Source organism: Serratia sp. AXJ-M (assembly GCF_046531865.1).
Classification (GTDB): Bacteria; Pseudomonadota; Gammaproteobacteria; order Enterobacterales; family Enterobacteriaceae; genus Serratia; species Serratia liquefaciens.
Genome location: NZ_CP059394.1, coordinates 3,685,857 through 3,698,153, shown reverse-complemented (window position 1 = coordinate 3,698,153; position 12,297 = coordinate 3,685,857). Strand labels below are relative to the sequence as shown.

Genomic DNA, 12,297 nt, shown 5'->3' with positions numbered 1-12,297 from the left:
ACAATGAGTTACTTTTCTTGCTAATTATTTGGTTTGTTTTTAACCGGCTCGATGCTGGGGAGAGGCAAGGTGACCGAAAAATGCTCAGCTGGAGGGCGTGGGGGAGGTCAATCTTCGGATGAATTCATCTAACACAAAGCTCTATATTTATCACTTGTCAGAGAATGGCATATACCGTGTAATTTCATCGTAACGAAATATATTTAAATGGATTTTACGCCTTGTTATTTAACACGGGTTATTTACAAGTCAGATGAAATTGATAAGGGTTGTGGAGGTTATTATGAAAGGATGTTTCATACTGTTAATCGGGCTTTTTTCAATACCGTTAATGGCGGCTGAATCGCATGTTTGTCAGTCAAAATCTTATGATTATGCCAGTGTCGGGGAGATGCGGCTGAGTGATGATACCTTGTTTAACTGTCGCGACATTGGGCGCATGACTATTCCGGATCTCGCTAAACGAGGTTGGAAGGTCATTCATGTGGCACAACAAACTGAATATACCGGGGATACTGACAGCGACAGTGAAGTGATTAAAATGTACCAGGAAATATTGGTCTTTAAAGAATAATTTTTTCGGCTTCCCTCGATTTTATTGTATATCACCTGATTATTCGTGGTGAGGGAGGCGTGCATTTATAACTCAGCGGTTTGCGGGAGGCTAGATGAGTGCCAGAAATAATATAGACGGCAAAGCTGGCGCCGCCATGGTGATGATATGCGCCATATGGGGGCTGCAGCAGGTGGCGATCAAGGCAGCCGAGCCGGATATTTCCGCCGTGCTGCAAATTGCCATCAGATCAGGGATTGCCGCTTTGGCGGTCTATCTCTTGGCGCGTTTTAAAGGCGAAAAGTTTTTATTAGATCCCCGCACGCTGTTAGCCGGTTTCGGCGTTGGGCTGTCGTTCGCGCTGGAGTTCTTTTTCGTTTCTGAAGGTTTGCGCTATACCAGCGCCTCGCACATGGCGGTCTTTCTGTACACGGCCCCCCTTTTCTCTGCCATCGGGCTGCATTTTTTCATCAGGCACGAGCGTTTGTCGGCTGTACAGTGGGCCGGTATTGCCATCGCTTTCGGCGGTGTGGTGCTTGCGATTTCCGCTATGGGTGAGAGCTCTGGGGGCGTGAATCAGCTGCGTGGGGATATTTATGGCTTATTAGCGGGGTTATCCTGGGGCGGCTCTACAATCCTTATTCGAACAACCGGTTTGGCGAATTGCTCGTCAAAACAGACGCTGCTGTTCCAACTGACGGGCGCCTGCATTGTGCTATCCCTGTTGGCGATGACGATGCAGGACGTACATTTCACGCTGAGTTCCGTGGCCTGGAGCAGTTTGGTATTTCAAACGGTTATCGTCTCATTTATCAGTTATTTAATTTGGTTCTCCCTGCTGCGTCATTACCAGGCTTCTTCGCTGGGTATCCTGACGTTTATGACGCCTATTTTTGGCATTCTGGCTGGCGTGGTGATCTTGGGAGAACCGCTGCAGATCGAGTTCGTCTTGGGTTCAGTGCTGATCGTTTTGGGGCTTATTGTCGTGAGCTGCTCATATTTGTTTTATTTTACCAGAAGGATTGCACCAAAAATATAAACTATGGACGTTGATATTCATACCTATCAGATAAACTGTGAAAGCCAATTCATTATTACTGTACAAGTGTCAAAATATGCCTGGGGTTATCCTTTGATCACCTTAAGCGATAATGGTGATTTCTTTGTGGTGAAAAATACGAAACGGGGGAAATTATCAAACCAAACTCCGGTTGAAATAATAAACTTTGCTAATAACTATGCTGTGGTGTGGGATAACAGCCGCAAGCATATTTATTATTCAAAGGCCGGACGATTGTACAGCTGTGCGCTTGAGTTTTCGTATACTCCGAAAAAATGGTGATCATTTCGATCTTTTCGCCTTTAGCCCCTCAGACCAGAGGGGTTATTTTCATCATCCATTCTTTGAATGCGATAATCTTAGGCCACTGACGCCCAGAGAGCGTCGACATAAAATAGCTGTGTTCGCAGGGCAAGATCATGTCGGTAAACGGGATAATCAGTTCGCCGCTTTTGATCCAGTCCTGCACCAGATTGAGTCGCCCCATCGCCACGCCAAGATGCTGAGTTGCCGCCAACACCGCCAGGTCCGAACGGTCGAACTCCATGCTTTTGGCGTCGGTATCCAGGCCCAAATCAAAATGCTGTGACCAGATCTGCCACTCGTCTTCACCGGAGTTGTATCTGTCATGCAATAGAGTGCAGTCTGCCAGGTTCCCAGGCGCATTATAAAGGTTATGCGTTTTGGCGTATTTCTCCGTGCAGATTGGAACCATGGACTCCCGCATAAAGATTTCGTCCAGCTGTTTATCCGATGGTGGACGGCCAAAATACATGGCTAAATCCACGCCCCGATTGGCCAAATTGATATTTTCCTGCCCGGTGAGAATGTTTAAATGAATGGTCGGATGCAGAGCAATAAAATCGCCGATGCGGGGTATCAGCAAACACTGGACCAGAGACGGGTGAGAATAAATGGTCAGGCTGCCCGTCAGCTCGCGGTTTTTGATATCCAGGATTTCCTGTGTCAGGGCATCGAAGGAATGATTTAACGCCCATTGCATTCTCTCGCCATCCGGCGTTAACGTAATTCTGCGGTGGAATCGTTGAAATAAAAGAAACCCCAGCTCTTTTTCCAGCAGGTTAATTCTGTGGCTTACGGCGCTGGGAGTAATAGACAGTTCTTCTGCCGCCAGTGAAAAAGATAAATGACGGGCGACGCATTCAAAAGTATGCAGACGAGAAAATTGATAGCTGGTCAGCGGGTTTGCTCGTCGTGAATATTTTTTGTTGGGAAACATGCTATTACTCCATCCGGATCATTTGCCAATATTAACATTTTAACGAAGGGAACTAAAATACGATTTTAAGTTTTTTAATGCTGTAGGTGTGACCGTTTAATTTGTCAGTTTTAAGCGTGATGAAAATATTTTTTAGCCTGCGGACACTAATCATTGATTTGCAGTAAGTGATCTTTTCGTGGTGCGGCAGGAATACGGATTTTTGATGTTAGGGCAAGAGGGAGAGTCCGTTGCCCTAAAGTTCTGATTACCACATCAAATCATCAGGGACGACAAAATCGGCGTAAGGATCTTCTTCGTCTTTGGCTTCCTGGCTGAGTTCAGCGCTCAGTACAATATAGCTTGCATCGCGCTGTGCAATTTTATTGGCCACGACCGCAGGGATAATGGCATATTCACCCTCAGGGTTATTATCACTAACCAGCCGTGCAATGGCGAGACGCCCATTAATTAACTGAGATTGAGTCAGTTTATCTACACGTACATTTTTAATTAAATTGTTGTCTGTGAAGTTATAACTAATGTCACCATTTGAAATGACGATCCTGTTCATTTCAATCAGCTGCTTTACCTGGGCTTTATATTCTTTAGATAAAGCGGCCTGCTTTTGCTGTTCACTCAGCTGTTTATCGCGCTCTATTTGCGCCTTTTTGTTGATTTCAACGGCTTCTCTTGCCTCGCGAGCCTGAACGCGCGATTTTTTCGTGGTTCTTTGTACTTTCTCCAGCTTTTTACTGCTTACTAATCCCGCTTTGAGCATCTGCTCTTGTAATGTCAGCTTTGTCATGTTCGTTTCTAAAATCGATCAAATAGTATCTGAGATTATACCTTTAATATTCGACGTTGTGCCAGATTGTGGGCGAGAGGATGCATCATTCTGATAAAACGGGGTTCATTGACCAAATTTGAAGTTCGATAAATCACACAGGATTGGAGGGGGCGTACGTCGTGGGTTAGTGGGTGCGGTAGAGGCGAGTATATAAATTTATGGTGTCCCCGACTGGAATCGAACCAGTAACTAGCCCTTAGGAGGGGCTTGTTATATCCGTTTAACTACGGGGACGCTGCGGGCCGGCAACCTAGGCTGCCGGGGCAGTATACCTTTTTTTACCCGCAGAATAAGCGCTTAGCGGTGCGTTTGCTCATTCCCTCGCCAATATGCGGTGATTTTCGCGCGCTGCGCTGATCGCGATCACGGTTTTCTCGCCTTGCCGGTTTGTTTTTCCGCCGCCAGCCGATCTGCCTTGTTTTTTTCGCTCATGTCGTTGCGGATCTGCGCATGGCTGATCAACGCAAAGATAAAGGTGCCGCCAATAATGTTGCCGGCCAGCGTTGGAATAGCGAACGGGTAGATAAAATCATGCCAGGGAATGACGCCGCTAAACACCAGATAAAGGATCTCTACCGATCCCACCACGATGTGGGTCAGATCGCAGATCGCCACCAGGTAGGTCATCAATACAATCACCCAAATCTTGGCGGCCCCGGCGGAAGGGAACATCCACACCATGGTGGCGATGATCCAACCCGCCAGAATGCCGTTGGCAAACATTTCGGACGGCGAGTTTTTCATCACCTCTTCCGACAGGCTAACAAAGGCGCTGCGGGTGTTCTCGTCGAAAATCGGCATGTGGATAAACGCCAGTGATGCCAGCCCGGTCCCCACCAGGTTCCCCAGCAGCACCACGCCCCACAGGCGAAACAGGAGCAGGAGGTTTCTCGGCGTCGGTTTTTGCATTATCGGCAGTACGGCGGTGACGGTATTTTCGGTAAACAGCTGTTGGCGGGCCATGATCACGATGATAAAGCCAAAGGTGTAGCCGATATTTTCGATAAAGAAGCGGCTGGGATCGTCCGGCAGGCGGGCGTGGAAGATGCCTTTCGCCATCAGGGAAGCCCCCATCGACAGCCCGGCGGCCACCGCTGACCACAGTAGCGCCAGCCAGTCGCGCTCCAGCTCTTTTTCGCCTTCCATGCGGATCAGCTCATGCACCGCCGCTGCGCGCGAGGGCAGGTTCTCTTCCTTTACCTCAATTTCGCTCTTGCCCTGTTCATGCTCTTTGCTTTCTACCTGCAGGCTATTTTCCTGCTCTGCATCCGGGCGCTGCTGCTGATTGGTCATTATCCGTTATCTCCATCAAAGACTGTCAGGGTCATGATTAAGCGTAGTTGGCTCAGGGACGCTGTGAAAGCGATGTGGCAAATTGCAGAAAAAAGTAACAAGAGTTTAACGTTGCCGGGTTTTTCTACGCATTTTTGATCTGGGGCGCAATATTACCCCTATTGGAGTAGTTGAGTGACCGGCTGCGGGCTACGAGCCACAGATGGCTTATGCTATGATCGCTATCCCAAAGAAAAATATGAGTTCTCCCGATGCTGGAAGCTAAAAATCTGAGTTGCGTCCGTGATGAACGCACCCTGTTTAGCGCGTTAAGCTTTACGGTAAAACCGGGCGACATTATTCAGGTAGAAGGGCCGAACGGCGCGGGAAAAACCAGCCTGCTGCGCATTCTGGCGGGCCTGGCAAGACCGGAAAGCGGAGAAGTCTGCTGGCACGGGCAAAATACGTTGCGTCATCGCGAACGTTATTATCAGGATTTGTTATTCCTCGGCCATCAGCCGGGGATTAAAACCATGTTGACGCCCTTTGAGAACCTGCAGTTTTACCAGGCGGTGCGCGGTGCGCCCGATCGTCAGGCCATTTGGCAGGCGCTGGAGCAGGTCGGTCTGGTGGGTTATGAGGATTTACCGGTGGCGCAGCTTTCCGCCGGTCAACAGCGGCGTGTGGCGTTGGCGCGGTTGTGGCTCAGCAGTAGTCCGCTGTGGATCCTGGATGAGCCGCTGACGGCGATAGACAAGCAGGGTGTGGCTGAATTAATAAGCCTTTTTGAGCAACATGCTCAGCAGGGCGGCATGGTATTGTTGACCACGCATCAGGATTTGGCCGGCGCAACGCAGGCGGTAGGGAAAATAAGCCTGACGGAAAACCGCGTGGAGACTCTTTAATGTTTTTGACTGTATTGCGCCGTGAGCTGAAGATTGCCTTTCGCAAAGGGTCGGAAATCGTTAATCCGTTGTGGTTTTTCCTGATCGTTATCACGCTGTTTCCGTTAGGGATTGGGCCAGAACCGCAACTGCTGGCGCGTATATCGCCGGGGATTATCTGGGTCGCGGCGCTGCTGGCGGCCCTGCTGTCGCTGGAGCGTTTGTTTCGCGATGATTTCCTCGACGGCTCGCTGGAACAACTGTTGTTATTGCCAACGCCGCTGCCGATGACGGTGTTAGGCAAAGTGTGTGCTCACTGGGTAGTAACGGGCTTACCCCTGTTGATCCTGTCGCCGCTGGTGGCGCTGCTGCTGTCGTTGGACACTCACACCTGGCTGGCGGTGGCGTTTACGCTGTTGCTGGGTACGCCGACGCTGAGCCTGATTGGCGCTATCGGCGTGGCGCTGACCGTCGGGTTGCGCAAGGGGGGCGTGCTGCTGAGCCTGCTGGTGCTGCCGCTGTATATCCCGGTGCTGATATTTTCTACCGCCGCTATCGACGCCGCCTCTATGGGCATGCCGATAGACGGTTACCTGGCGATACTGGGCGCGATGCTGGCGGGAAGCATAACGCTGGCGCCTTTCGCCACTGCAGCGGCGCTGCGAGTGAGCGTACACTAGCTAACTTATTGAAACGCGGGTTAACGCCATCAAGAGCGTGTTCCACCGCACAAGCAATTTTCGTCGCCCCGGTAAACGGGGCGGCCACCGTATAAATTTACCGTGAGCAATGACGACAATGTGGAAATGGTTACATCAGTTTGCCCAGCCTGAACGGCTGTATCACGTCTGTGGCCGCTTTATCCCCTGGCTGGGACTGGCCGGAGCGGCTTGCCTGTTGCTGGGCTGGGTCTGGGGATTCGGTTTCGCACCCAAGGATTACCAGCAGGGCGATAGCTTCCGCATCATGTATATCCATGTGCCGGCGGCGATGTGGTCGATGGGGATCTATGGCTCAATGGCGGTAGCGGCGTTTATCGGCTTGGTGTGGCAGATGAAAATGTCCGATACCGTGGTGGCGGCGATGGCACCGGTCGGCGCGGTGTTTACCTTTATTGCGCTGGTCACCGGCTCCGCCTGGGGCAAGCCGATGTGGGGCACCTGGTGGGTGTGGGACGCCCGCCTGACGTCTGAACTGGTGTTGCTGTTTCTTTATATTGGCATTATTGCGCTGTACAACGCCTTTGAGGACCGCCGCCTGGCGGGCCGCGCCGCCGGCATTCTGGTGCTGGTCGGGGTGGTGAACATCCCGATCATTCACTTCTCGGTCGAATGGTGGAACACGCTGCATCAGGGTTCCACCAATATGCAACAGAGCATCGCGCCAAGCATGCGCACCCCGCTGCGCTGGGCAATCCTCGGTTACCTGCTGTTTTTCATCACTCTCACCTTGCTGCGCTTGCGCAATCTGATTTTGTCTCAGGAACGCCAGCGCCCTTGGGTGGCAGGGCTGGTTAACAAGGAGCGTCAACCATGAATGCAGCCTTTACTTCCTGGCAGGCGTTTTTCGCCATGGGCGGCTATGCCTTCTACGTTTGGTTGGCGGTAGCCGTAACCCTGCTCTCGTTGCTGGGGCTGGTGGCCCACACTTTCTGGCAGCGCCGGCAATTGCTGGATGAGATTGGACGCCGTCAGGCACGCGAACGACGTATTCGTCATTCGCAGCAGTCGAAACAAAAAACCGCTAACCCGCGGGAGAAATCATTGTGAATCCTCGTCGTAAAAGTCGCCTGTATTTGGCGATCGTAGTGCTGATCGGCGTTGCGCTGACCGCGACTCTGATGCTGTATGCGCTGCGCTCCAACATCGATCTGTTTTATACCCCAAGCGAAATTCTGCAGGGCAAGGGCGAAAATCATGAGAAGCCGGAGGTGGGCCAGCGCCTGCGCATCGGTGGCATGGTGATGCCGGGTTCGGTAAAGCGCGATCAGAAAACGCTGCAGGTCAGTTTCAAAGTTTATGATGCACGCGGTGCAATCGACGTCACTTACACCGGCATTCTGCCGGATCTGTTCCGTGAGGGGCAGGGCGTGGTGGCACAGGGCGTGCTGGGCGAAGGCAACGTGGTGAATGCGCGTGAAGTGCTGGCGAAACACGATGAAAAATACACGCCGCCGGAAGTGGCCGACGCGATGAAAGAAAACCATAAGGGGCCAGCTTCGGCCTACGCCACCCCGCAGAACGAGGGCGCTAAATCATGATGCCGGAAACGGGAAGTTTTCTGCTATGCCTGGCGCTGGCGATTTCGCTGCTGCTGAGTATTTACCCGCAGTGGGGCGCGGCGCGTCAGGACCGTCGCATGATGGCGGTGGCGCGCCCACTGACCTACGGCATGTTTGCGGCTATCGCCCTGGCGTTCATCTGCCTGGTGCACGCCTTTGTCGTTAATGACTTTACCGTGGCCTATGTGGCCGCCAACTCCAATACTCAACTGCCGGTGTATTACCGCATCGCTGCCACCTGGGGCGCCCACGAGGGATCGCTGCTGCTGTGGGTGCTGTTGCTGAGCTGCTGGTCGCTGGCGGTGGCGCTGTGCAGCCGTTCGATGCCGCAAGATGCCGTGGCGCGCGTATTGTCGGTGATGGGCATGATCACGGCAGGTTTCCTGCTGTTTATCATCATGACCTCCAACCCCTTCACCCGTACGCTGCCGAACTTCCCGATCGACGGTAGCGACCTTAACCCGCTGCTGCAGGATATCGGCCTGATTTTCCATCCGCCGCTGCTGTACATGGGGTATGTCGGTTTCTCGGTGGCGTTTGCTTTCGCCATCGCTTCACTGATGGCCGGTCGCCTGGATACGGCCTGGGCGCGCTGGTCGCGGCCTTGGACCACGGCCGCCTGGGTGTTCCTCACCATGGGCATCGTGCTGGGCTCCGCCTGGGCCTATTATGAACTGGGCTGGGGCGGCTGGTGGTTCTGGGATCCGGTCGAGAACGCTTCATTTATGCCGTGGCTGGCCGGTACCGCGCTGATGCACTCGTTGGCGGTGACCGAGAAACGCGGCACTTTCAAAGCCTGGACGGTATTGCTGGCGATTACCGCCTTCTCATTGTGCCTGCTGGGCACCTTCCTGGTGCGCTCCGGGGTGCTGGTTTCGGTGCACTCCTTTGCTTCCGACCCGGCGCGCGGCATGTTTATCCTCGCTTATCTGGTGATCGTGATAGGCGGTTCTCTGCTGCTGTATGCGGTCAAGGGCGGGCAAGTACGCAGCCGGGTGCAGCACGAAACCTTCTCGCGTGAAACCTTCTTGCTGGGCAATAACGTACTGCTGATCGCCGCCATGCTGGTGGTGCTGTTGGGGACGCTGCTGCCGCTGGTGCATAAGCAGTTGGGCCTGGGCAGCATTTCTATCGGCGAACCGTTCTTCAATACCATGTTCACCTGGCTGATGGCACCGATGGCGTTGCTGATGGGGATTGGCCCGTTGGTGCGCTGGCGTCGCGACGAGCCGACCAAGCTTTGGCGTCGCCTGAGCGTGGCGCTGGTGATTACGCTGGTGCTGTCGATCCTGCTGCCGTGGCTGTTGCAAGACAGCATCGCCGGCATGACGGTGGTGGGGCTGATCATGGCCGTTTGGGTGATAATCCTGACGCTGATGGAACTGCACGAACGTGCAACGCATCGCCACGGTTTCTGGCGTGGGCTGAGCCATCTTTCCCGCAGCCACTGGGGGATGGTGCTGGGCCACCTTGGCGTGGCGGTAACGGTAATCGGCATTGCCTTCAGCCAAAACTATAGTGTGGAACGTGATGTCCGCATGAAAGCCGGCGACAGCGTGGATATCCATAACTATCACTTTGTGTTCCGTGACGTGCACGATATTCGTGGGCCGAACTACAGCGGCGGCGTCGGCATTATCGATGTCACGCGCAACGGCAAGCCGGAAGCGACGTTGCACGCGGAAAAACGCTATTACAGCGTGGCGCGCAGCATGATGACCGAAGCGGCGATTGACGGCGGCTTCAGCCGAGATCTGTACGCCGCGCTGGGCGAAGAACTGGACGACGGCTCTTGGGCAGTGCGGTTGTACTACAAACCTTTCGTACGCTGGATCTGGTTCGGCGGGGTGTTTATGGCGCTGGGCGGTATCCTGTGCATACTCGATCCGCGCTATCGGATGAGCAAAAAACTCAAGCGTGAAGGCAAGCTGGAGGAGCAGGCATGAACCGTAAGTTGCTGTTTATCCCATTAATCCTGTTCCTGCTGCTGGTGGCGGCGTTTATGGTGCAGCTGACGCGCAACGCCGGTGGCGAAGACCCGACCATGCTGGAATCGGCGTTGATCGGCAAGCCGGTGCCGGCTTTCAAGCTGGAATCCCTCGACCAGCCTGGCAAAACTTATGACCAGGCGGTGCTGCGCAATGGCAAACCCATGCTGCTGAACGTCTGGGCGACCTGGTGCCCAACGTGCCGCGCCGAACATCAATACCTCAATACGCTGGCCGCGCGCGGCATTCGCGTGGTGGGGCTGAACTATAAAGACGATCGCGGTAAAGCGGTGACCTGGCTGAACTCTCTGGGCAACCCGTACGCGCTCAGCCTGTACGACGGCGACGGCATGCTGGGGCTGGATTTGGGCGTGTACGGCGCACCGGAAACCTTCCTGATCGACGGGCAGGGCATTATCCGCTACCGCCACGCCGGAGACATGAACGAGCGCGTTTGGCAGCAGGAAGTGCTGCCGCTGTACAAAAAATATGGGGGTGAGGCATGAGGCTGCTGACCCTGATATTTGCCGCGTTACTGAGTTGGAGCGTCGCGGCGGCTATCGACACTTATCGGTTCAATTCGGTCGAGCAGGAACAGCAATACCGGGAGCTGACCGAACAGCTGCGCTGCCCGAAATGCCAGAACAACAGCATCGCCGACTCTAACGCCATCATAGCGGCCGATATGCGTACCAAGGTGTACGAGTTGATGATGCAGGGGCAGAACAAGCAGCAGATTATCGACTATATGGTGGCGCGCTACGGTAATTTCGTCACCTACGAACCGCCGGTGACCCCGGCGACGCTGATCCTGTGGGTAGGCCCGTTGCTGTTTGTGTTGATCGGCGGTGCGGTAGTGATACTGCGCACTCGCCACCGTCGTACCGGTGCCGTTAACGCTAACGATGAATTCTCCGAGCAGGAGCAACAGCGTCTGGCGGCGCTGCTGAAAGAGACTGACAGGAAGAAACCCTAATGGCTTTTTGGCTGATTATTATTGTCCTGCTGGTGGGCGCTGCGGCGTTGCTGGTGGTACCGGCGATGCGCCACAGCGGTAAAAGCACCGCTGCGAGCCGCGATACGCTGAACAAGGCGTTTTATCAGGATCGTCTGCATGAGCTGGAGCAGGACGAACAGCAGGGCGTGGTTGCTGAGCGCCCTGAACTGGTGAAAGAGCTGCAGCAAAACCTGCTCAATGACATCCCCGGCCAGCAGGATACGCAGGAGAAACCCATTAACCGCTGGGCATTGGTGCCTGGGGTTGCCTTGCTGGTGGTGGTCACCCTTGGCTTTTATCTGAAAACCGGTGGGTTGGCGCAGGTATTGGACTGGCAACAGGTCGAGGCGCAAATGCCGGATCTGCGCGCGCGCGTCGCTAATGAACGCGCCCAACCGTTGAGCATGGAAGAGATTGCTCGCCTCGGGCTGGGGCTGCGTACCGCGCTGCAGCAGGACGATCGCAATATCAACGACTGGATGATGCTGGGTCGCGTGGGGATGGCGCTGAATAACGCCACCACCGCCACTCAGGCATTTGCTCATGCTTATCAACTTGATCCGAATAGTCTGGAAGTCCGCCTCGGCTACGCGGAAGTCTTGACGCGCTCTAACGATCCGGAGGATAACAAGCAGGCCACTCAGATGCTGCGCAAGATGATCGCCGAAGATCACACCAATATGCGCGTGCTGAGCCTGCTGGCGTTCAACGCTTTCGAACAGGGGGATTTCAAGCAGGCGATTGGCGCCTGGCAGGTTATGCTGAAGCTGTTGCCAGCCAATGATCAACGCGCCGAAGTGATAAAGCGCAGCATTGAACAAGCAAAAACACAGGCGGGCGAAGAAACTGTTAAACTTGGCATTAACGTGACGTTATCGCCACAGGCGACGAACGCTTTGCCGCAGCAGGGGACGCTGGTAATTTCAGTGACCGATGGCACCAATCCAGTGCCGGTTGCGGTAAAACAACTGCCCTTAAGCCGTTTCCCGCTGTCATTTTCTCTGGATGACAGCAACGCCATGATGCCTGAACGCCTGCTTTCGGCTCAGCATCAGGTCAAGGTGCGGGTGCGAATTTCTCAGGATGGTCTGGCCACGCCACAGGCGGGTGATTGGTTCGGCGAGAGTGCGCTGCAGAATTTCAGCGGTAAAGAGCAGATTGACGTTCAGATAAACAAACAGGTCCCTTAAATA

At 54.0% G+C, this 12,297-nt stretch carries 15 protein-coding genes and 1 tRNA gene; 12 read left to right on the top strand and 4 right to left on the bottom strand.

The window, feature by feature from the left end:
* The first annotated feature begins 283 nt into the window (after positions 1 to 283).
* The 3 genes from H0S68_RS17310 (at position 284) to H0S68_RS17300 (ending at position 1,895) form a co-directional block, all read left to right on the top strand.
* Entirely contained in the window at positions 284 to 574 is a 291-nt protein-coding gene (locus H0S68_RS17310; RefSeq protein ID WP_130016444.1) for a hypothetical protein, read from the top strand.
* 94 nt (positions 575 to 668) lie between these two features.
* On the top strand, positions 669 to 1,592 hold the full coding sequence (locus tag H0S68_RS17305) for a DMT family transporter (RefSeq protein WP_261158573.1): 924 nt from the start codon (positions 669 to 671) through the stop codon (positions 1,590 to 1,592).
* A 3-nt stretch (positions 1,593 to 1,595) separates the two neighbouring features.
* Positions 1,596 to 1,895 (top strand): hypothetical protein, encoded by a 300-nt coding sequence (locus tag H0S68_RS17300; protein ID WP_020827934.1) that lies wholly within the window; start codon positions 1,596 to 1,598, stop codon positions 1,893 to 1,895.
* A gap of 28 nt (positions 1,896 to 1,923) precedes the next feature.
* On the opposite strand, the gene dsdC is transcribed toward H0S68_RS17300, so the two are convergent.
* The 4 genes from dsdC to H0S68_RS17280 all read right to left on the bottom strand — a co-directional run bounded on the left by dsdC (position 1,924) and on the right by H0S68_RS17280 (position 4,975).
* Complete coding sequence (gene dsdC / locus H0S68_RS17295) at positions 1,924 to 2,853, bottom strand: DNA-binding transcriptional regulator DsdC (protein WP_020827933.1); 930 nt, start codon at positions 2,851 to 2,853, stop codon at positions 1,924 to 1,926.
* Between the two features lie 247 nt (positions 2,854 to 3,100).
* Positions 3,101 to 3,640 (bottom strand): DUF2058 domain-containing protein, encoded by a 540-nt coding sequence (locus H0S68_RS17290; protein ID WP_020827932.1) that lies wholly within the window; start codon positions 3,638 to 3,640, stop codon positions 3,101 to 3,103.
* Between the two features lie 201 nt (positions 3,641 to 3,841).
* Positions 3,842 to 3,916: transfer RNA gene (locus H0S68_RS17285), tRNA-Arg, on the bottom strand.
* Between the two features lie 129 nt (positions 3,917 to 4,045).
* Positions 4,046 to 4,975, bottom strand: coding sequence for a formate/nitrite transporter family protein (locus H0S68_RS17280; protein ID WP_130016446.1), 930 nt, complete (start codon positions 4,973 to 4,975; stop codon positions 4,046 to 4,048).
* Between the two features lie 251 nt (positions 4,976 to 5,226).
* On the opposite strand from H0S68_RS17280, the gene ccmA reads away from it, so the two are divergent.
* From ccmA to ccmI, 9 genes are all read left to right on the top strand, one after another.
* Entirely contained in the window at positions 5,227 to 5,859 is a 633-nt protein-coding gene (gene ccmA / locus H0S68_RS17275; protein ID WP_020827926.1) for a cytochrome c biogenesis heme-transporting ATPase CcmA, read from the top strand.
* Positions 5,859 to 6,518 carry a heme exporter protein CcmB gene (gene ccmB, locus H0S68_RS17270; protein ID WP_044552718.1) on the top strand — a complete coding sequence of 220 codons (660 nt, stop codon included), beginning with the start codon at positions 5,859 to 5,861 and terminating at the stop codon, positions 6,516 to 6,518. The genes ccmA and ccmB overlap by 1 nt, the downstream gene beginning before the upstream one ends.
* A 118-nt stretch (positions 6,519 to 6,636) precedes the next feature.
* A complete protein-coding gene (locus tag H0S68_RS17265) occupies positions 6,637 to 7,374 on the top strand; it encodes a heme ABC transporter permease (RefSeq protein ID WP_020827924.1) in 738 nt (245 codons plus the stop codon).
* On the top strand, positions 7,371 to 7,607 hold the full coding sequence (gene ccmD / locus H0S68_RS17260) for a heme exporter protein CcmD (protein ID WP_020827923.1): 237 nt from the start codon (positions 7,371 to 7,373) through the stop codon (positions 7,605 to 7,607). The genes H0S68_RS17265 and ccmD overlap by 4 nt, the downstream gene beginning before the upstream one ends.
* Positions 7,604 to 8,098: a cytochrome c maturation protein CcmE gene (ccmE, locus tag H0S68_RS17255; protein WP_012146100.1), complete on the top strand. Its 495-nt coding sequence runs from the start codon at positions 7,604 to 7,606 to the stop codon at positions 8,096 to 8,098. Before ccmD ends, ccmE begins: the two co-directional genes overlap by 4 nt.
* The gene (locus tag H0S68_RS17250; protein WP_020827922.1) at positions 8,095 to 10,065 is read left to right on the top strand and encodes a heme lyase CcmF/NrfE family subunit; all 1,971 of its coding nucleotides are present in this window, start codon (positions 8,095 to 8,097) and stop codon (positions 10,063 to 10,065) included. Before ccmE ends, H0S68_RS17250 begins: the two co-directional genes overlap by 4 nt.
* Positions 10,062 to 10,613: a DsbE family thiol:disulfide interchange protein gene (locus tag H0S68_RS17245; RefSeq protein ID WP_020827921.1), complete on the top strand. Its 552-nt coding sequence runs from the start codon at positions 10,062 to 10,064 to the stop codon at positions 10,611 to 10,613. The genes H0S68_RS17250 and H0S68_RS17245 overlap by 4 nt, the downstream gene beginning before the upstream one ends.
* Positions 10,610 to 11,083, top strand: coding sequence for a cytochrome c-type biogenesis protein CcmH (locus H0S68_RS17240; RefSeq protein WP_273854358.1), 474 nt, complete (start codon positions 10,610 to 10,612; stop codon positions 11,081 to 11,083). The genes H0S68_RS17245 and H0S68_RS17240 overlap by 4 nt, the downstream gene beginning before the upstream one ends.
* Complete coding sequence (gene ccmI / locus H0S68_RS17235) at positions 11,083 to 12,294, top strand: c-type cytochrome biogenesis protein CcmI (RefSeq protein ID WP_048762972.1); 1,212 nt, start codon at positions 11,083 to 11,085, stop codon at positions 12,292 to 12,294. The genes H0S68_RS17240 and ccmI overlap by 1 nt, the downstream gene beginning before the upstream one ends.
* The last annotated feature ends 3 nt before the right edge of the window (positions 12,295 to 12,297 follow it).